This window comes from uncultured Cocleimonas sp. (assembly GCF_947495625.1).
Taxonomy (GTDB): Bacteria; Pseudomonadota; Gammaproteobacteria; order Thiotrichales; family Thiotrichaceae; genus Cocleimonas.
Genome location: NZ_CANLZW010000013.1, coordinates 1 through 18,474, shown reverse-complemented (window position 1 = coordinate 18,474; position 18,474 = coordinate 1). Strand labels below are relative to the sequence as shown.

Sequence of the window (18,474 nt, the reverse complement as noted above, 5' to 3'; positions counted from 1 at the left end):
AAGTCTCCCTATTTAAGGTCTGCGACTTTAATATCACTATCAGATTTTTGTGCCAACTCAATGGCAGGCTTATTTTGATCCGTAAGCTTTTCAGAATCATATTCAGGCTCAGACAAATGAAAACCTTTTCGAATCAGATCTTTAATATCATCAAGACTCGAGCTTTTTACTTGTCCATGTAATTCATTAACCGCTTGTTGTAAACGATCTCCTGCCAGAATAAATCTGTCTTCGACCATTAACAATTTTTCTGCGGCTTGATTTAGCGCATTGGTTAATTCTGCAACTTTGTGAATCATGCCCTCTTCCGTATGAGAAACACTTGGAATCAGATACATACTGGTCATATCTTCAATCTGAGTTAACAGCTGAATACGCGCATCGTTTAATCGAAGATAAAAATAAGCAAACACAAAGAAGCACACTATCGCTGTAATGGTAGAGCTAAGCGCTGATGACATTCCGCTGATAATAGCGCCCATTTCCTTAACACCTTCAGGAGAATTAAGTAAACCTGCCGCACCAATAAGTGCCATCGATAAAGAAACAACAGTACCGAATACACCGGCAAGAATTAACGTGCTGTGGACAAAGCGGATTAAGGTTAAACGGGAATTTTCATGTGCATTAGAACTCGATGCCAGTGCTTCTTGATTGATTGGAGAACCCTGCCTCGCTAACCAGCGAACTGCTTTATAACGGCTAACAGCCAAAGAATTTTGCTGTAGTCTTGCTGTTGGATCTTGAGCATTTTCTTTTAAATATTCGGTGAGTTGAAAAAGAACTCTTTGTTCATTGATATAGCGAAAAAGTACTAAAACTATTCTTAGCATACCAACAAAAAACAAGGCAAAAATAATGCCATTGATAATCATGCCGGTTTTACTGATCTCGCCCGACGCGTACATGCCTACAATAGTGTCTTTTTTATAGAGAATTAATAACGCAAAGGCGATTAAAAAAACAACAACTTGAATTAAAGTGCTCTTGGCACTGCTTTTACCAATATTCATTGTTTGCCCTTCCCCCGGGATCAAAGCATTTGACTGACGGCTATAATGACACGCTGTGACAATTTGCTCAAATATTAGTCATTACTATTTTAGGGAAATCACATAATTACAGTCAAACAAAAAAACAATTAATGCTTAACTTTCAATAAAATAAAGGCTTAAATCAAAGTCGCACTCAAATTGAATAAATATAAGTAAACGTAGAAAATTTATTAGTTAAGCCAGGGTAAAATTTCATCAGGATACTCAATCACGCCATTTGCCCCCCAATTAACAGGGGTTTGAGAGTCATCAATATAACCATAGCTAGCGATAAGTGTTTGCATATTTGCACGATTGCCCGCTTCAATATCACGCTCTGCATCACCAACATAGATACATTCAGTAGCTAGGCTCCCGCATTGACTGGCAGCTAAATAAAGGGGCGCAGGATCAGGTTTTCTTTCTGGAATCGAGTCACCTGAAATGATGCTACAAGCTCTTTGCGATAGTTTTAACTGTTCTAATAAGGGATTCGTTAAAAAAGCCGGTTTATTGGTCACAATGCCCCACCGAATGTAGTTTTCTTCCAGAAAAAGCAACACTTCATCCATACCTTCGAAAAGTTTTGTATCCAAACACAGGTTTCTCTCGTATAAATGCAGGAAACGGAGACGACGACGTTCGAATTCATCTGGATTTTGTTGTTCTCCAAAACCTAGAGTGACCATCGCAACCGATCCATGCGATACGAAATCTCTACAAAACGCAGTAGTTAGAGGTGCTTTATCCTCTTCTGCTAAAAGAAGGTTTAGGGCATTTGTCATGTCTGGAGCGGTATCCAATAGCGTACCATCTAAATCGAATAGCACACTGGATATTTTTGAACTGTTGTCTAATTTAGCCATCTAATTCACGAATCATCTTTAATTAAGTTTATTTTAAAATTGAATATGTATTGTTAACATATTTATATAACGAGGAAATTGTCTGTGATACGACTTTCATTAGCAAATAAAATATTTGGGACAGCATTAAAGAGTGTGCTGTTGGGAGCACTAATCATTGGTAGTAATGCATTTGCATTCACCGATATGAATGGTAAGCAAGATTCAATCAACAACCACATTGGAAAAAATAAGTGGACGATCTTAGAGATTTGGGAATCAACCTGTTCTGCATGTCGTAGTCATATGCCAGAAATGGTTGAATTTGATGGAAAGCTTAAAAATGCACGTATCATAGGCGTCACTCTGGATGGCGTAAGAGGCATTGAAGACGCTGAAGATTTTATCGCAGAATACGACATGAAATTCACCAATCTGGTAACTAACTACGTAGAAATGAATATCTGGATGGAGCAAAGCATTGGTGAATCACTTCAAGGTACACCAACCTTTATCTTATTTGATCCAGAAGGAAAACTAGTAGCAGCCCAACCAGGTATAGTTGCTATTTCTTCTTTAGAGAAGTTTATTACCCAGAATTCTGGACAGGAAACAGCTCAAGTTGTTGATACAACAAAATAACGAAACTCCTTTGAGTTGTAATTAAAAAGCCTTCAATATTGAAGGCTTTTTTGTGGGCTAGATTTAAGCATAACTTGCTCCATCAAGTACTTAGACATATAGTTACAGCAACTCAACGGAGTGCCTTTTATTGTAATAGCAATAGTTTGGCTGAGAGGTTATATGGAGTTTTCCTGACCGATCCGATGAACCTGAACCGGCTAGTACCGGCGTAGGGATGTGAGTTAAAACTGTTAGCGCAGTTTAAAACTTCTGCATCTCTCCGTTTTATTGGAGATTAATCATGCGTTTTTTTTACCTGTTTATTTTTATCTTTCAGTTCCCCTTATTAAGCAGTGCAATATCTGCAGAAAAACCCACATTAATAGTTTATACCTACGATTCTTTTACCAGTGATTGGGGGCCCGGACCAAAAGTTAAAACCGCCTTTGAAGAGGTTTGCGACTGCGAATTAAAATACGTCGCATTAGAAGACGGTGTTTCCCTACTGAGCCGATTGAAGCTCGAAGGCAGGCATACCAAAGCCGATATCGTCTTGGGTTTAGATACCAATTTAATGGCGAATGCAGAAGCAACTGGATACTTTGCTCCACACGAAATGGCGCTTGAAAATTCGACACTGCCTGAAAAATGGACAAATTCACATTTTATCCCTTACGACTTCGGCTACTTTGCTTTTGTTTATGACAAAGACAAGTTAAAGAATCCACCTACCAGTCTTAAAGCACTGATTGAAAACCCAGACTCACCGAAGATTTTGATTCAAGACCCAAGAACCAGCACCCCAGGGTTAGGCTTATTATTGTGGGTAAAAAAAGTCTATGGCGATAAAGCCGAAGAAGCATGGGAAAAACTAGCACCGCGTATTGTGACTGTCAGCAAGGGCTGGAGCGAAGCATACGGATTATTTTTAAAAGACGAAGCACCATTGGTTTTAAGCTACACCACCTCACCTGCATATCACATGATTGCTGAAGAAAAGAACAACTTTGCCGCCGCTAAATTTTCGGAAGGTCATTATCAGCAAATTGAAGTAGCAGGAATGATCGCTGCGAGTAAAAACAAGGAACTGGCAAAGAAGTTCCTGGGCTTTATTCAAGGCGAAACATTCCAGAAAATCATTCCAACAACGAACTGGATGTATCCCGCTGCACTGGCCAAATCTGAATTACCAGAAGCATTTAATACGCTGATTGATCCAGAACCAGCCCTTATTTTCTCAAGCGATGAGGTGAATAAAAACCGTAAAGCATGGGTAAGCGAATGGTTGAATGCTTTAGCTCAGTAAGTTATCCAGTTAGATAATCAATACAAACCATGAAAGCCGGAATCTTTGTTGCGCTGTTCGTCATTGCTTTTATCACGGTGCCTTTATTTAGTCTGTTTTTGGCTAGCGGCACACTTTCAGGAGAGCAAACAGCGAGCTTGAGTGAGATTTGGAACAGCAGCTATATTCGCCGAGTTTTATTTTTCAGCTTATGGCAAGCATTCCTCTCGACACTGTTAAGCATCACTTTGGCGATCATCGTATCCCGTGCTTTTGCACGTTATCCAAACTTCCCCTTTCGCTCTTTCTTTCTTAGCTTATTTGGATTGCCTTTAATTGTGCCAGCCGTGGTTGCCGTCATAGGTATCATTACAGTTTACGGTAAATCTGGCTGGTTACCCATAGGCTCAAACCTATACGGGCTTTTTGGCATTTTGCTGGCTCATGTATTTTTCAATTTACCGCTCGCTGTGCGTTTATTCGTACCCGTTTGGAATCAAATACCCGAGCAACATTGGCGCATTGCATCACAGTTAAAATTTAACAGCACTCAGCAATGGAAACATATCGAATGGCCCGCCTTACGCGAGAGTTTACCCAGTGTCGCACTTTTGATTTTTATGTTGTGCCTGACGAGTTTTGCCGTCGTGTTAACCCTCGGTGGTGGTCCTAAGAGCACAACCGTAGAAGTCGCCATTTACCAGTCTTTACGATTTGATTTTGATCCTGCACAGGCGGTTGTTTTAGCATTACTACAATTGGGATTATCTATACTGGTGGCTATAATTGCTTCTCGTTTCAACAAAATACCAGATGTAGAACCCGACCTAAATATCAAAAATGCCAAGCACCAATCCGAAACTGGCAAGTTAGATAAAATACTACAAATCACGTTTATCGTATTCGCAATATTGTTTGTAAGCACCCCTCTTCTCGCTATTTTTATCGATGCAGCAAGAGGCCCAATCATCAGCGTACTCAGTGAAAGAAATCTGTGGATGGCGACTGCATTCAGTTTAGTAATTGGTTTGAGTGCAGCAACTATTTCACTGATACTCTCCTGGTTTTTATTAAATGCCAGTGCTCGAGCAAGCTACCAAAACAAAAGTAACCTTTCACAATGGTTATTGCTTTCTGGATCTATTATTTTCGTGGTGCCACCATTAGTAATTGGCACAGGGCTTTTTATTCTTCTGGCTGACTTTATCAACGTCTTTGATTGGGCGATTTTGATCGTCATTCTTATTAATGGCTTACTCGGCATTCCCTTTATTATTCGCACGCTAGGGCCAGAAATCAGACAAAACACAATGAAATATCAACGACTTTGCGACAGCCTGAATTTAAAAGGCTGGCAGCGTTTCAAACATCTAGACTTTCCTCTTTTAAGAAAACCGCTGGGCTTATCTGCAGCACTTGTGACTGTTTTCACCATGGGGGATTTAGGTATTATCGCTTTATTTGGCAGCCCGGAAACAGCAACTTTACCGTTATTACTTTACCAACGTTTAGGTGCTTACCAAATACCACAAGCAGCGGTTACTGCAGCTTTCTTGCTGCTGATTAGTCTCATCACTTTCTGGCTTTTAGAGAAAATTATTGGCGGTAAAACGCAGAGGGATTTGTAATGCTAACCGTAGATAATCTTAGTTTCAGTTATTTAAATAACTCAAGTAGTTCGAGTGACTCAGATAAAGCAGAGATGTTATTCAATCTCGATGTTCAAGCAGGTGAAATATTAAGCATCATTGGACCTAGCGGTTCAGGCAAAACGACCCTACTTAATTTAATTGCGGGTTTTAACACACCAAATGCAGGAAAAATTCTTGTTGATAATGTAGATATCACCGCGCTAAAAATCCATCAGCGTCCAGTCACAACTGTTTTTCAAGACAATAACCTTTTCCCTCATCTCGATGTTTTTACTAACGTTGCTATTGGTATTCAACCCTCGTTAAAGCTCAATCAAGATGAGAAACAGCATATTAACCATGCCTTAGAAAGCGTTGGTTTAGCGGATCTACACAAACGTCGCCCGAAAGAACTATCTGGTGGTCAGCGCCAACGTGTAGCCCTAGCAAGAGCACTCGTTAGAAAACAGACCGTTTTACTGCTCGACGAACCCCTTGCTGCGCTCGGCCCAGCAATGAAAGATGAGATTATCGATCTATTAAAGACCATGGTTGCAGAACAAAATATGGTTGCACTACTTATAAGCCATCAACCCTCAGATGCTTTTCGTGCCTCAAAACGTACGGCCTTTATTAACCAAGGAAGAATACATCGCATCGGGAATACAGCGGAAGTGCTGGAGGATTCCTCAGACGATGTGATTAAACAATATCTTGGTGATACCAGATCTAACAATTCTATATAAAAAAGTGCCTATAAGTAGGGGGGTGTCTTTTATGAGCACCTTCATCATAAATCTTGCACTTCTATAAATGTCTACTATACTAACCGCCATCGCCTGGGGGTGGTTGTTGTATTTATTTTAATATGATTTATAAATTCAACGTAACCTGAGATTCCGTGAGGAAAACCCTAAGAACCTGATCTGGATAATACCAGCGTAGGGATAGGTAATGTCTTTCTCGATCTAGCTTTGTCATTTAAAGCTATGAATCTACCAAGCATGTCTCCTATCCCATTTTTATTTTTAGGAGTACAGCATGCCATTTCAAGTGCCATCACAAACCAAACTGCCCGCACGTTTTTCATTAGCATTAACGAGTGTATCCGCATCAATTCTAGTCCTTGCTCCATTGCTAACAAGCTTTAGCGCAAACGCCGCTGATGTTCTCGAAGAAGTGACCGTCACAGCGGATTTCCGCCCTACTACTTTAGAAGAAAGCACAGCGAGTATTTCGGTAGTAACTGAAGAAGAGATAAAGAAACGTGGCGCTCAGCATATTGAAGACACCTTGAATGCTGCACCTAATGTCAATATGGCAAGCGGCGCATCTCGATCTCGTTATTTCCAGATTCGTGGTATTGGTGAACGCAGCCAGTTTATTTCTCCGATCAACCCTTCTGTGGGTTTGTATATAGACGGTATGGACTTCAGCCGCAGTGGTGGTTCTGCAACGCTGTTTGATGTCGATCAGATAGAAGTAATTCGTGGCCCACAAGGCACTAAATACGGCGCAAATGCATTGGCTGGTATTATCAATATTCACTCTACCGAACCTACCAACGAACGCTCAGGAAAGATTGAAGCAACCTTAGGCAACTACGGTAAGCAAAGCCTAGGTATAGCAGCTGGTGGTCCGTTAATTAAAGACAAATTACTGGGGCGTTTCTCACTGCATACCAACCAATCAGATGGCTTCATGGAAAATGATTTCCTCGATCGTGATGACACAGCAGACCGTGATGAATTTACCGGACGCGGACACCTTAAATGGCTGGCAAATGACGACCTAACCGTCGACCTAAAAGTATTACATCTTGATATCGATAACGGCTATGACGCATTCACATTTGATAACAGCCGCACCACATTGAGTGATGAGCCAGGCAAAGACACGCAAAAAACGGATGCTATCTCTTTAAAAGCATTGCTGGATATCAATTCTTCAGTGGCTCTTGAAGCCAGCGCAAGCTACTCAGATTCAGATCTTGGTTACAGCTATGATGAAGACTGGGGATATGTTGGACAATTCTCTGAAGACCTTTATCCATATAGTTCTTTCGATGAATACCTACGTAACCGCAAAAATACCAGCCTTGAAGGACGCCTACTTTCTAATGAAGATGGACGAATATTCAATGATAAAACGGACTGGGTTGTGGGCTTATATCATGCCAAAAAAGAGGAAGGACTAACGCGCAAGTACACCTATTTAGAAAGCGACTTCCTAAGCCAGTATGACACTGAAAACACCGCGTTTTATGGTCAATTAGACACTGAAATCAACGACAAACTTAAGCTCATCACTGGTTTGCGTGTAGAAAAATGGAAAGCCGATTACACCGATTCTAACGACAACAAAATCAATGTCGATGAAACACTGCATGGCGGTAAACTCGGTCTGGAATATGAACTTAACGACAACCATTTGGCCAGCACCAGTATCTCTCGTGGTTACAAAGCGGGTGGCGTAAATACCGATGGCACATTGCCTGAGAACCTACTCGATTTTGATACAGAATACCTGTGGAATTTCGAAGTCGGGGTTAACTCATCTTACTTACACGATGCGCTAACCACTCGTATTACTGCCTTCTATGCCAAGCGTAAAGACCAGCAGGTAAGAAGCTCTATCGTTGAACTTCGTGAAGATGGTAGTACCGACTTTACCGACTATATCGGTAATGCAGCAAAAGGCAGCAACTACGGTATCGAAGCGGAACTTGACTGGAAAGTGAACGACAAATGGCGTTTAAAGACCTCACTAGGCCTGTTACAAGCCAAGTTTGATGAATACACAGACCCGCAAAGTACCGCCAATGGTTTGGATTTGGCAGGAAGAGATCAGGCGCACGCGCCTAACTATCAATACTCTCTGGGTGCTGAATACTCGATCACACCAAAATTAACCGCCGGGGTAACACTTGAAGGCAAAGACGGCTTCTACTTCTCTGATCGTCACAATGCCAGAGCAAAAGCTTACAGCCTGATAAACGCTAACTTGAGTTATAAAAAAGGTGATTGGACAGCAACCTTATGGGGTAGAAATCTAACCGATAAAGACTATGATGTGAGAGGTTTTGGTAGCTTTGGTAACAATCCAGGCAATGGTTACATTACTGAAACTTACACCCAAAAAGGCGAGCCACGCACTGTTGGCTTAACCGTTTCATTGGACTTTTAAGCTAGATTTAACCTCATATTTAAAGAGAATAGATTATGGAAATTTCAGTAGATATCAGCCTTTACCCGCTTAAAGAAGAATACGTTGAGCCTATTCTGGCGTTTATTAAAGGTCTAGAATCAAACCCGAAGATCACTGTAAAGAAGAACCAACTCAGCACTCAGATTTATGGCGAATACGACGCGGTGATGGCATTGATTACTGCAGAAATGAAAGACGTTTTTGCGGCGATGCCTCATTCGGCTATGGTAATGAAGTTTGTTGGCACTAACCGTGCGGATGTAGAAGTTGATTGGTAATAGCGTTTCATTGAAAAGAAGATCGCTATGACAACAGATGCTATCGTTGAAGCTTTCCTGGCCTTATCTGGCTGGGAAGTTTTTGCCACGACTCTCGGTATCGCCTATGTGATCTTGGCAGCGAAAGAGTCTATCTGGTGCTGGCCAACGGCATTTGTCAGCACACTTATTTATACCGTGCTATTTTGGGAAGGCCAACTTCCCATGCAGGCTATCCTTAATTTCTATTATATGGCGATGGCTATCTACGGCTTTATGCTGTGGACGAAGCATAGTAATAATGACGATACTCTCAAAGTTAAAACATGGGGCTGGCAAAAACATATCGCGTATATTGTCATCGCCAGCGTCTTAAGTATTGGCATTGGTTACTATCTCGACCTCAGTAGCGGAACCCGACTCCCCTTTTTAGATTCTGCCGTGATGGTATTTTCTGTGATCAATACCTGGTTAATGGCACAAAAAATTCTGGAAAATTGGCTGTACTGGATAATCATAGATGCCGCAGCTATTTATCTGTATTGGCAAACGGGCTTTTACGTCACGATTATAATGTTTGGTGTTTATCTGATACTGGCGGTTTATGGCTATAAAGAATGGCGTGATTCATTAAAAGAATCATTGGATGAAACTGATTTAACAAACACTGAAAATCCTTATATGTAGTTCAAGTCATTAGATCAACCTTTAGGTCACCCCCTACTTTAAGTGACTTTTCATTTTGCTGTTTAAAATGACCTAAGGAACTTATGCAGAGCTAGGCACTTTTTCTAGTATTCATTGAATGCTAGAAAATCAATAATCTCACTGTTATTTTCCGTATTTATACCCATAATAAATAGATGTACTATTAATCCAGTTCCTTATTTTTATATAATAGAACCAATAATCAATCTAATTTGAAGCAACCACTATGAGTAATACCCCCGAGCATAAGCCTCGCCCCTTAATTGATCTATTAGTTAGTATCATTTTACCCTCTGTAATTTTGATGAAATTCAGTGGCGATAACGATTTAGGTGCAGCTGGCGCACTCATCATTGCATTAGCCTTTCCACTTGGCTGGGGTATTTTCGAATTAGTAAAATACAGAAAATTTAACTTCATCGCTCTTCTCGGTTTAATCAGCGTGCTTCTTACCGGTGGCATTGGTTTATTAGAATTAGACAACAAATGGCTCGCGATTAAAGAAGCGGCTGTCCCCAGTGTGATTGGTATAGCTGTATTAGCGTCGACCTTTACGCGCTACCCATTAGTGAAAACGCTGTTGTTCAATCCTAAAATAATGAATGTGGAAAAAATCGAACAACACCTCGAAGAACGCAACAGCACACCTGCCTTTGAAAACCGTTTGATGAAGGCTAATTACCTGTTTGCTGGTACGTTTGTCTTTTCTGCAATCATGAATTACGTTCTGGCTAAATGGATCGTCACCAGCCCTTCTGGTAGTACCGCTTTTAACGAAGAACTCGGACAACTGACTTTATACAGTTACCCGATGATTGCGATCCCATCCATGATTATGATGATGGCGATTTTGTACTACCTATGGCGTACCATTAATGGCCTTACCGGGCTTGGTTTTGAAGAAATTCTCGCTACAGAAATCGTAGAGAAGTAACTCTTCTAATCGGTTTCGTCATACTCTTTTGAGTTAAGTAGACACCACACCCTCGAAACTTTTAGATTCTGGAACCTTATAGCGACATAAGGTTGTAAGGTTCCAATCCCACCTAAACATTTAGCTCGCTGCAGACATGTATCACTCTATTAAAAAATTCATCGAAAGCTCCACCTTTCAGAACTTCATTATCAGCCTGATTATCCTTAATGGTATAACCATGGGGCTTGAAACATCGAAGCAAATGGCTGCAAATTACGGCAGTTTTTTTAAATGGTTTAACATCTTTGTCATCAGCATTTTCACTATCGAAGTTTCACTGAGAATTTATATTCACAGATCAGCATTTTTCAAAGACGCATGGTCCTTATTCGACTTTTTCATCGTTGCTATCTCCTTAGTGCCTGCCAGTGCCGGATTTGAAATTCTTAGAATTTTAAGAGTATTAAGACTATTGCGTCTGGTATCTGTAGTACCACAAATGCGAAAAATCACCACGGCTTTAGTCACTGTGATTCCCGGTATTGCCTCCATTGGTGGCTTGCTAACGCTGTTTTTCTATATATTCGCGATTATGTCAACGCAGCTTTTTGGCGATACATTTCCTCAGTGGTTCGGCACACTGGGTGAATCCTTTTATACCCTATTCCAGATCATGACCCTCGAATCCTGGTCGATGGGAATCGTTCGCCCTGTGATGGAAACCTATCCTTTAGCCTGGGTATTTTTTGTGCCCTTTATCTTTCTGGCCACATTTATTATCGTGAATTTAATAATTGCCATCGTCGTAGATGCCATGAATGAAATGAAAGAAGCCGAAGAAGAAAATATTATTGGTGAGCTACAAATCACAGACGACTCAACCAAGCATGAGCTTCAATTAATAAGGAATGAGTTAAAAGAACTAAAAGCGCTTATTAAAAACAATCCCACGGGATTCAATAATTAAGTGAAATAAATAAAGAGAAATAATATAAAAAGAGAGGACTGCAAACATGAGAAGAATTTTCTTAAGCTTAATTACGTTCTACCAAAGATATGTTTCACCTCATAAACGTTTCAGTTGTGCCTACGGTGTACTACATCAGAATGGTTCTTGTTCCAGAAGAGTGTATTCCATCATTCAAAATTCACCCCAAAGGAATTTACTCCCTGAAATTTCTGCCCAGTTTAAAGCATGTAAAAACGCGCATTTACATTTAGCCACCGAGAAGAAAAAAGAAGAAGCAGAAAATACAGAGGGCACAGATAAAAAGAAAAGTACTAAAAACAATGATCATTACTTATGTATTGGCAGTGAATGTAGCTTTTGGGCATGTTTAGGGATCTTTTCTTAAAACCATAAAAACGTTCTTATGCGTATCGCACTGACCTAAATTTCACTAAAGCAGATTGTCCATGTACAACATTTAAACATTTCCAAAGTGAACTGACAGACTTCTTGGAAGTCTATTTTTACTGAGAACATGAAGTCTTCAGGACTTAAAAACCTATTTCAACCTTGAGAGAATTATGCAACCACCTCGTTTACTGACTAATTTAACGCTGTTACTCGCTCTGTTTTCATTGAGCAGTTTCGCCAACGCTGTTGATGATATTTTCAAAAGTGATAAAGGTTCTAGCCTCGAAGCTGGGAGCTTTGGTGAATTCAATCAACCCTGGGCCATGACTTTTCTATCAGATGAAAATCTATTGATCACTGAAAAAGCAGGAAAGTTACTGTTAGTGAATCTCAAAAATGGTTCTAAAACTAAAGTGGCAGGGTTACCCGAAGTCGCTTATGGCGGTCAAGGTGGCTTGGGTGACATTATTCTTCACCCTCAATACCAGAAAAACCATTGGGTATACTTATCCTATGCTGAGCAAGATTCAGCAGGGAAAAAAGGCGCTGTTGTTGCCAAAGCAAAGCTACAGCTTCCTGCAGCCAAACCTAAGCTGGAAAACCTTGAAGTTATTTGGCGACAGACACCCAAAGTTACTGGCAGTGGTCATTATTCGCATCGAATGGCATTCAGCCCCGATGGATATCTATTCATCACTTCGGGTGATCGACAAAAACAAACACCGGCACAAGACTGGAATCAAAACTTAGGCAAAGTTATTCGATTAAACGATGACGGCTCAGTACCAAATGACAATCCCTTTCAAAACAAGGGCGAGCTAGCAAAATCTTTCTGGTCATTAGGACATCGAAACATGTTGGGTATCTCTTTCGATAAGCAGGGCAAACTTTGGACGCACGAAATGGGTCCAAGAGACGGAGATGAATTAAACCTGACGACTCGTGGCGATAATTATGGCTGGCCGATTGTTTCCTGGGGTGATAATTATTCCGGTATTCCCATCCCTGATCATGACACGCGCCCAGAATTCAATGCGCCCGAAGCCTACTGGGTGCCCACGATTGCGCCTTCTGGACTGATCATATATTCCGGTTCGGTATTTCCTAAATGGCAGGGCAATGCATTTATTGGTGGACTACGATCAAGATCGTTGCTTCGTATTAAAATAGACGGAGACCAAGCTCAGGAAGTCGAACGCTTCGACATGAACAATCGCATTCGCGAAGTTGAACAAGGACCTAAAGGCGCAATATGGGTTCTGAAAGATGGAAGAAATGGGCGCTTGCTTAGACTGACACCAGAATCATAAGTGGGAATCAACATGAAAAAACGATCAGTTAGCATTCGCAATATTGCAAGTCGCTAGGTATTATTCGGCTTACAATTGCATCACTGAAACTATTTATGAAATTATCGTTTAGAACACTACTTTCCCCTATTCTTAAATTATTTGAGTCGGGAGAAGGCCCCTATAATTACAAAAAATCCCATAGAACTATATTAAATGTAGTGGGTTGTCTATTTATACTCTTGTCATTGGTTACGGTTGCTGGCGGATTGGCTAGCTCATTAATGGGTGCAATCATCCCTTTTTTAGTATTCTTTTTGGGTGGTTTACTGTGTTTAGTGATAGGCACTTTAGGCACAGACCGTGCGGTTGCGAAAATATGGGGGACTAAATAGCCAATTTATTATGGCTCTCCGTTAAGTCACCCCCCTACTTTAAGCCACTTTTTTAAAAGCGATGCGCTGCATTCATCCATTTATCAATATCCTGCTCGCCCAGCACTTCCATATAAAACAACAATAAACGATAAACAGGACGCGCATATTTCAGCTCAGGAATAGTGTGATGTTCGGAATAGACTTCAACAAAACACTCAAATTGTTGTTGATCTAGCAAATACTCCAGCAACACAAAATCCAGTTCTCGCGGAGCCAATACAAACGCGTCTAGATCTAGCAGTATCAATTCGGAATTGTTCTTTGTGATTAAAAACTGATCCCAGCGCAAATCAGGCATCATAGGAACAAATTCATTAACATTTAACTGCTTACACGCGTCTAATGCAGCATTCAGATATGCATTGTCTGTTGTTTTGTCACCCCCCCACTTATGAGCACTTTTTTCTAAAGTATCAATCAAACGTAGTACCCAATGACCACTTTTGTATATTGGTTGATGTATTAACCCCCAATTATCCTGTCGATCTTGATGGAGATTGGCGAGATGTTGAGCCAGTTGCTCAACTATTCCAACGCTGATTTTTGAATTATCCGGGACTGAACCATCTACTTCAGGCGTTAAAATATACGACCCATGTTGCCTGCTGCTTTGGGATTGAATCAGTTCAGGTATTTTTAATGAGGTCAGTGATGAAATATGCCCATATAAGGCGTTGAAGCTTGCAATATCGTCCCGTAAATCAACCCCAAAAAGCTGCTGCATAATCTGCCAGAAAGGCGATTCAGTATTGCTGCACACTTTCAGAAAATAATTATCCTGTGTAGATTTCAAACGCCATAAATCATGGGTACTGTCTGCAAAACGTTGTGGAATAAATTCGGCATTTTCAGCCGCTATTCCGTTTGGCAATGTTTCAATCAGCGCTGCTGGTATTTTCTTATTATGGTTTTGCTTCATGAATTTACGTAAATCGCGCTAGATTAGGTATTAGAGAGTATAAGGTATTTTTCAAAACAAGAGTGTTTACTATATAATGCCCTGCTAATTAACTTTAACATCTGCTCCTACTATGTTCTATACAGAATCTTTCGATGTCATTATCATCGGCGGCGGTCACGCCGGCACTGAAGCTGCTCTTGCGCCTGCGCGCATGGGACTGAAAACATTATTACTCACCCATAATATTGAAACCATTGGACAGATGAGTTGTAACCCTGCCATCGGCGGTATAGGCAAAGGCCATATCGTAAAAGAAATCGATGCACTGGGTGGTGCAATGGCTCATGCAGCTGATAAAGGCGGCATCCAGTTTCGCACGCTAAATGCGAGCAAAGGCCCAGCGGTTCGTGCAACACGTGCACAAGCTGATCGCTCTTTGTACAAAGCGGCAATTCGCGAAATGGTCGAAGCCGAAGAAAACCTTCAAATCTTTATGCAAGGTGTTGACGACTTAATTATTGAAAATGATCGAGTGGTTGGTGTGAGTACCGAAATGGGTCTTAAATTCAAAGCCAAGGCCGTTGTTCTTACTGTAGGAACTTTCCTCGGCGGTAAAATTCACATCGGTATGGAAAATCATTCCGGCGGGCGCATGGGTGATCCACCATCGATTGCTTTAGCTGATCGTTTACGCGAAATGCCGTTTAGAGTAGACCGTTTAAAAACCGGAACACCTGCACGTATCGATTCGCGCAGTATCGATTACAGCAAACTACAAGAGCAGCCTGGCGATACTCCTATTCCTACGTTTTCATACATGGGAAAGAAGGAAGATCACCCAGAGCAGATTTCTTGTCACATCACATACACCAATTCGCGCACCCACGACATTATTCGTGCGAGCCTAGATCGTTCGCCGCTTTATTCAGGTGTCATCGATGGTGTTGGTCCACGCTATTGTCCTTCTATCGAAGACAAGATTGTGCGCTTTGCAGATAAAGACAGTCACCAGATATTCATCGAGCCTGAAGGTTTAAATACTTACGAAATCTACCCTAACGGTATTTCAACCAGTATGCCGTTTGATGTGCAGTTTGAATTTATTCGCTCTATCGAAGGTTTTGAGAACGCGCATATCACCCGACCTGGCTATGCGATCGAGTATGATTTCTTTGATCCGCGCGATCTTAAACCAACGCTTGAAACCAAATTTATTGATGGACTGTTTTTTGCTGGTCAAATCAATGGCACGACCGGTTACGAAGAAGCTGGCGCTCAGGGTTTGCTTGCAGCGACTAATGCAGCACTTCAAGTTCAGGGTAAAGATTCATGGTTCCCGAAACGCAGTGATGCTTATATCGGTGTAATGGTTGATGACTTAATCACCCACGGCACGCAAGAGCCTTACCGTATGTTCACCAGCCGTGCTGAGCATCGTCTGTTATTGCGTGAAGACAATGCAGATTTACGTTTAACTGAAATTGGTTACAAGATTGGCTTAGTTGATGAAGAACGCTGGCGCGCATTCAATATCAAACGCGAGCAAGTCGAACTCGAAATGCAACGTTTACGCGATACCGTATTACATCCTGCTGATGTAAACGCAGATCAGAATGAGCGTATTTTCAAAGGCTCTTTAAGTCGCGAATATCGTTTAAACGAATTATTGAGAAGACCTAACGTTAGCTATGCTGATTTGATGTCTATCGATAAATTTGGTCCAGCGGTTGAAGACCCAAAAGTTGCGGAGCAAGTCGAAGTACAGTTTAAATACGCGGGTTATATCGATCGCCAACAGTTAGAAATTGATAAGCAAAAGAATCATGAAGAAACAGTTCTGCCGGATGATTTTGATTACGCAACGATCAAAGGTGGCCTTTCTAATGAAGCATTACAAAAGCTACAAGATCAAAAGCCTACGACGATTGGACAAGCTTCGCGTATCCCTGGCATTACACCAGCGACTATTTCTATTCTAATGGTGCATTTGAAGAAACACCGTTATCAGAAAGCTAGTTAGACTAGTTCATAAAAGAGAACCTTATACGTGTCGCAAGATCAACTTTGGGAGCAAGGTCTAAAACAATTAGATTGCCACCTTACTGAAGCACAATTATCGCAACTTAAACAATACGTTGAGATGCTTAATCGCTGGAATAAAACCTACAACCTCACAGCAGTTCGTGAGGTTGAGGATATGATTCCCTTACACATATTCGATAGCCTTGTGGTCGCTGATTTCATTAAAGGCGATAACTGTTTAGATGTAGGCAGTGGCGCGGGTTTGCCTACGATTCCATTGGCGATTATGCAGCCGGATCGTGAGTTTATGGCTGTCGATACAAACGGTAAAAAAACCCGTTTTATTCAACAGGCGATTATTGAGTTGGGTTTAAAAAATACCAAGGTTGCCCAAGCACGCATAGAAAGCTGGGATTCTGATATCAAATACGATGCGATTATTAGTCGCGCATTTGCTTCTGTGTATGACTTTCTTAAAGGCTCATCAGCACCACTTGCTGCAAATGGCATTTTATATGCCATGAAGGGACAGTATCCTGAAGCTGAATTACAGTATATTCCTAAGCAATATACATTGACTCAATCACATTCAATGACCGTTCCTTTTGTTGATGGAGAGCGTCACTTACTTGAATTTACAATGAGTAAGTAAAAACTTTAAACTAAGTACAGGACCAAACATGAAATTAAAAAACTCACGTTCAGTTTTCTACCTATTTGCCGCAATGGTGATTAGTAGCGTGGTCATTGGCAGTTATTGTAAAACCAAATTTATGCCTATAAGTGATGCCATTGCGGCAGAAGCTTCTGATAAAACTTCGACTCCGGTAAAGTCTAAATACGCAGATGTTGACGTTGATATGAAGCTAGTTAAAGTTGGCGAACACAGCTATTACGTCCAAGGCAAGGCAGGTATCGCTACGGATAATGCGGGTTTTATCTCAAATGCTGGAGTAGTAATCACAGATGCTGGCGTGGTGTTATTTGATGCGCTGGGAACACCTTCTTTAGCGAATAAGCTACTGCAGAAAATACGTGAAATAACGGATCAACCTATCGTTAAAGTGGTTGTCAGTCATTATCACGCTGATCATATTTATGGCTTGCAGGTATTCAAGGAACAAGGCGCAGAAATTATTGCGCCAGATGGTATTTATGAATATATCGATTCAGAAGTTGCCAGTAGCCGACTCGAAGAAAGACAATTTTCACTGGACCCCTGGGTGAATGAAAACACCTACATCGTCAAACCCGATACGATTCTGGATGATACGGAAAAGTTTACTGTCGGCAATATTGATTTCACCATCAATGTCATTGGCAAAGCTCACTCTGATGCTGATTTAACCCTATTCGTTGAAAACGACAAGGTGCTTTTTACCGGTGATATCCTGTTTGAAGGTCGAGTGCCCTTTATAGGAAACCATACAAAACACTGGCTTGAGACTTTGCAAAGTCTGGAAACCAATCAGGTAACAGCATTGGTTCCCGGTCATGGCCCTGCGGCAAAAGACCCGCAAAAAGCAATTACATTAACACGAGAGTATTTAGCCTATATGCGTGAAAAAATGGCTATTGCCGTGGAGGAGATGATTGATTTTGATGAAGCCTACAAAGAAGTAGATTGGTCAAAGTACGCAAAATTACCTGCTTTTGAAGCCGCTAATCGACGCAATGCATTTCAGGTTTATTTATCATTAGAACTAGAGTGATATTGCGCTAAACGAACAGCCTAACTCAATAGAAATGACACCCCCCACCTTTAAGGCACTTTTTATTAAAAAAGTGCCTTAAAGATACTCTGTTCACCGTCAAGTAAATAATCCCATTTCGAATAGAAAAAACTAATGGATCACGATGCTACTAAATCATAAAACCGTATACCATCAAAAGGCTTGTTCTCTTTCAACATGCCATGCATAGCAAGCAGCATTTTACGCATAACAGCACAGATGGCT

18 protein-coding genes and 2 riboswitches are annotated in these 18,474 nt (G+C 41.1%); of the genes, 15 read left to right on the top strand and 3 right to left on the bottom strand.

Features of this window, described 5'->3' with window-relative positions:
• Window positions 1–8 precede the first annotated feature (8 nt).
• A complete protein-coding gene (locus Q1A31_RS08950) occupies window positions 9–1,013 on the bottom strand; it encodes a hypothetical protein (RefSeq protein WP_299875441.1) in 1,005 nt (334 codons plus the stop codon).
• A 212-nt stretch (window positions 1,014–1,225) separates the two neighbouring features.
• Entirely contained in the window at window positions 1,226–1,900 is a 675-nt protein-coding gene (locus Q1A31_RS08945) for an HAD-IA family hydrolase (RefSeq protein WP_299875438.1), read from the bottom strand.
• 84 nt (window positions 1,901–1,984) lie between these two features.
• Between Q1A31_RS08945 and Q1A31_RS08940 the strand changes: the two genes are divergently transcribed.
• The 12 genes from Q1A31_RS08940 (at window position 1,985) to Q1A31_RS08885 (ending at window position 13,551) form a co-directional block, all read left to right on the top strand.
• Window positions 1,985–2,521: a TlpA disulfide reductase family protein gene (locus Q1A31_RS08940; RefSeq protein WP_299875436.1), complete on the top strand. Its 537-nt coding sequence runs from the start codon at window positions 1,985–1,987 to the stop codon at window positions 2,519–2,521.
• Window positions 2,522–2,627: 106 nt separating this feature from the next.
• A riboswitch (TPP riboswitch) is annotated at window positions 2,628–2,757 on the top strand.
• Window positions 2,758–2,804: 47 nt separating this feature from the next.
• Window positions 2,805–3,809 (top strand): thiamine ABC transporter substrate binding subunit, encoded by a 1,005-nt coding sequence (gene thiB, locus Q1A31_RS08935; protein ID WP_299875434.1) that lies wholly within the window; start codon window positions 2,805–2,807, stop codon window positions 3,807–3,809.
• A gap of 29 nt (window positions 3,810–3,838) precedes the next feature.
• A complete protein-coding gene (thiP, locus tag Q1A31_RS08930) occupies window positions 3,839–5,416 on the top strand; it encodes a thiamine/thiamine pyrophosphate ABC transporter permease (protein ID WP_299875431.1) in 1,578 nt (525 codons plus the stop codon).
• Window positions 5,416–6,165 carry an ATP-binding cassette domain-containing protein gene (locus Q1A31_RS08925; RefSeq protein ID WP_299875428.1) on the top strand — a complete coding sequence of 250 codons (750 nt, stop codon included), beginning with the start codon at window positions 5,416–5,418 and terminating at the stop codon, window positions 6,163–6,165. The genes thiP and Q1A31_RS08925 overlap by 1 nt, the downstream gene beginning before the upstream one ends.
• Window positions 6,166–6,250: 85 nt before the next feature.
• A riboswitch (TPP riboswitch) is annotated at window positions 6,251–6,385 on the top strand.
• 75 nt (window positions 6,386–6,460) lie between these two features.
• Window positions 6,461–8,605, top strand: a complete 2,145-nt coding sequence (locus Q1A31_RS08920; protein ID WP_299875425.1) for a TonB-dependent receptor — start codon at window positions 6,461–6,463, stop codon at window positions 8,603–8,605.
• Between the two features lie 35 nt (window positions 8,606–8,640).
• Entirely contained in the window at window positions 8,641–8,904 is a 264-nt protein-coding gene (locus Q1A31_RS08915; protein WP_131903947.1) for a YkoF family thiamine/hydroxymethylpyrimidine-binding protein, read from the top strand.
• Between the two features lie 27 nt (window positions 8,905–8,931).
• Complete coding sequence (gene pnuC, locus Q1A31_RS08910) at window positions 8,932–9,570, top strand: nicotinamide riboside transporter PnuC (protein WP_299875420.1); 639 nt, start codon at window positions 8,932–8,934, stop codon at window positions 9,568–9,570.
• 247 nt (window positions 9,571–9,817) lie between these two features.
• Window positions 9,818–10,525 (top strand): VC0807 family protein, encoded by a 708-nt coding sequence (locus tag Q1A31_RS08905; RefSeq protein ID WP_299875417.1) that lies wholly within the window; start codon window positions 9,818–9,820, stop codon window positions 10,523–10,525.
• A gap of 136 nt (window positions 10,526–10,661) precedes the next feature.
• A complete protein-coding gene (locus tag Q1A31_RS08900) occupies window positions 10,662–11,474 on the top strand; it encodes an ion transporter (RefSeq protein WP_299875415.1) in 813 nt (270 codons plus the stop codon).
• Between the two features lie 46 nt (window positions 11,475–11,520).
• Entirely contained in the window at window positions 11,521–11,862 is a 342-nt protein-coding gene (yidD, locus tag Q1A31_RS08895; RefSeq protein WP_299875412.1) for a membrane protein insertion efficiency factor YidD, read from the top strand.
• Between the two features lie 175 nt (window positions 11,863–12,037).
• Window positions 12,038–13,177 (top strand): PQQ-dependent sugar dehydrogenase, encoded by a 1,140-nt coding sequence (locus tag Q1A31_RS08890; protein WP_299875409.1) that lies wholly within the window; start codon window positions 12,038–12,040, stop codon window positions 13,175–13,177.
• A gap of 221 nt (window positions 13,178–13,398) precedes the next feature.
• Window positions 13,399–13,551: a hypothetical protein gene (locus tag Q1A31_RS08885; protein ID WP_299875406.1), complete on the top strand. Its 153-nt coding sequence runs from the start codon at window positions 13,399–13,401 to the stop codon at window positions 13,549–13,551.
• 52 nt (window positions 13,552–13,603) lie between these two features.
• Here Q1A31_RS08885 and Q1A31_RS08880 read toward each other — a convergent pair whose 3' ends face one another.
• Window positions 13,604–14,512, bottom strand: coding sequence for a hypothetical protein (locus Q1A31_RS08880; RefSeq protein WP_299875403.1), 909 nt, complete (start codon window positions 14,510–14,512; stop codon window positions 13,604–13,606).
• A gap of 112 nt (window positions 14,513–14,624) precedes the next feature.
• Here Q1A31_RS08880 and mnmG point away from each other — a divergent pair, with 112 nt between their 5' ends.
• The 3 genes from mnmG to Q1A31_RS08865 are packed head-to-tail and all read left to right on the top strand — an operon-like array spanning window position 14,625 to window position 18,228.
• Window positions 14,625–16,514 carry a tRNA uridine-5-carboxymethylaminomethyl(34) synthesis enzyme MnmG gene (mnmG, locus tag Q1A31_RS08875; protein ID WP_299875400.1) on the top strand — a complete coding sequence of 630 codons (1,890 nt, stop codon included), beginning with the start codon at window positions 14,625–14,627 and terminating at the stop codon, window positions 16,512–16,514.
• Between the two features lie 27 nt (window positions 16,515–16,541).
• On the top strand, window positions 16,542–17,168 hold the full coding sequence (gene rsmG / locus Q1A31_RS08870) for a 16S rRNA (guanine(527)-N(7))-methyltransferase RsmG (protein ID WP_299875397.1): 627 nt from the start codon (window positions 16,542–16,544) through the stop codon (window positions 17,166–17,168).
• A gap of 28 nt (window positions 17,169–17,196) precedes the next feature.
• Complete coding sequence (locus Q1A31_RS08865) at window positions 17,197–18,228, top strand: MBL fold metallo-hydrolase (protein ID WP_299875394.1); 1,032 nt, start codon at window positions 17,197–17,199, stop codon at window positions 18,226–18,228.
• Window positions 18,229–18,474 lie beyond the last annotated feature (246 nt).